General features: G+C 58.3%; 1 protein-coding gene. It reads left to right on the top strand.

Translation table 11 applies throughout. From position 1 onward, the window contains the following. Positions 1 to 460 precede the first annotated feature (460 nt). Positions 461 to 1,762: a serine hydroxymethyltransferase gene (glyA, locus tag JAO32_RS19715; protein WP_334243593.1), complete on the top strand. Its 1,302-nt coding sequence runs from the start codon at positions 461 to 463 to the stop codon at positions 1,760 to 1,762. Positions 1,763 to 1,930 lie beyond the last annotated feature (168 nt).

Raw genomic sequence — 1,930 nt, forward strand, 5'->3', positions numbered from 1 at the left:
AGAAGTGTCATTTGGGGCGACCTCCGCTCTCTTTGCGATCCATAATCGACTGGAGCTTGTTTTGTTTGAGGGTGCGCAGATATCCCGTTCCGTTTTGAACGGGTGGACAGAGATTCAAGTTCCTGTAGCGAATGAAGTTAGTTCAGTTTAGTTCCTGATCGCTGTGACGCATCGCGAGCAGGCAGGGCAGTGCGAGCATTCCAAGAAAAACAGCTGCAACTAGGATACCGTGCATCGGGAGAATCTCAATTCGGGAAAAGGCCTCATGATGTGCCTCTTCTCATGTCTCTACGTTTACCCATCTGATATCAATTTGAGATTCCACCAAGGTGGCATGTTTGTAACACGTTTGGGTGATCTGATGACCCGATCGTGCATAGAGATGCCTGAGTTCGAAGAGATGAAATAATAAGGGTGCCGCGCCTTCCCGCGCTTACTCGCCTGAAAGGATGTTTCCCTGATGCCTATCGATTTTGAGGCCCCACTCTCCCTGTCCGATCCAGAGATTGCAGAACAGATTGCTCTGGAGGCTGTGCGTCAGCATGACGGACTGGAGATGATCGCGTCGGAGAATTTCGTCTCGCGCGCTGTGCTGGAGACGGCTGGAACGGTCTTCACCAACAAGTACGCGGAAGGCTATCCCGGTAAGCGCTACTACGGTGGTTGCGAAAACGCTGATGTCGTGGAGAACATTGCCCGCGACCGCGCCAAGCAGCTGTTCGGCGCAGAGCACGCGAACGTGCAGCCGCACTCCGGTTCGCAGGCCAATGCTGCCGCGTACATGACGCTGATCAATCCCGGCGACACCGTCCTCGGCCTCGACCTCGCGCACGGCGGCCACCTGACCCACGGCCACAAGCTGAACTTCAGCGGCAAGCTCTACCGCATCGTGGGCTACCAGGTCCGTAAGGACACCGAAACCGTCGATTACGACGAACTGGAAGCACTCGCGAAGAAGGAACAGCCGAAGGTCATCGTGGGCGGCGGTTCTGCCTATCCGCGTATCTGGGACTTTGAGCGCATGCGCGCTATCGCCGACGCGGTTGGCGCGTACCTGATGATCGACATGGCTCACTTCGCCGGTCTGGTTGCAGGTGGAGTACATCCGTCGCCCGTGCCGCACGCGCACGTCGTCACCACCACCACGCACAAGACGCTGCGCGGACCCCGCGCTGGCATGGTGCTCTGCAAGCAGGAGTTTGCGCAGGCGCTCGATCGCTCCGTCTTCCCGGGCCAGCAGGGTGGACCGCTGATGCACATCGTTGCGGCCAAGGCTGTTGCGTTCAAAGAAGCTCTGCAGCCTGAGTTCAAGACCTACGCCGCACAGACCGTTGCAAACGCCAAGGCACTCGCAGAGGCATTGGCCGCTGAGGGCTACCGCATCGTCTCCGGTGGTACGGATACGCACCTGCTGCTGGTCGACGTCTTCGCCAAGGGCATCCTGGGTTCTGAGGCAGAGGCCGCGCTGGGCAAGGCAGGCATCACCGTCAACAAGAACGCCATTCCTTACGACACAAATCCGCCACTCAAGCCGTCAGGCGTTCGCTTCGGCACACCTGCGCTCACCACGCGCGGCATGAAGGAAGCGGAAATGCGCCAGATTGCCAAGTGGATCGGTGAAGCTCTGGAGAACCGCACCGACGACGCGAAGCTCGCACAGCTTCACGGCAAGGTCAGCGAACTGGCGGAGAACTTCCCGCTGTACAGCTTCCTGCGTCAGCCTGCTGGCCAGGCAGAACCGGAAGCAGCGTTCGCAAGCTAGGCGTCTGGTAAACCAGCGAAGCTCATACGCGCAAAGCGCGTCATCCTGAGCGAAACGAAGTGAAGCCGAAGGACCTGCATTCTTCTGTGCCCACTGCAATACTTCCCGGAAGCATTCTGCGAATGACGCAGGATAACTTCTCCAGAGAAGTTGTTGTGAGGGAGAGGA

This window comes from Terriglobus sp. ADX1 (assembly GCF_036877645.1).
In the GTDB taxonomy this organism is placed as follows: domain Bacteria; phylum Acidobacteriota; class Terriglobia; order Terriglobales; family Acidobacteriaceae; genus Terriglobus.

What these genes read in the sequence shown, in the direction of transcription:
- glyA (WP_334243593.1), top strand. Translation starts at nt 461, where the DNA reads ATGCCTATCGATTTTGAGGCCCCACTCTCCCTGTCCGATCCAGAGATT.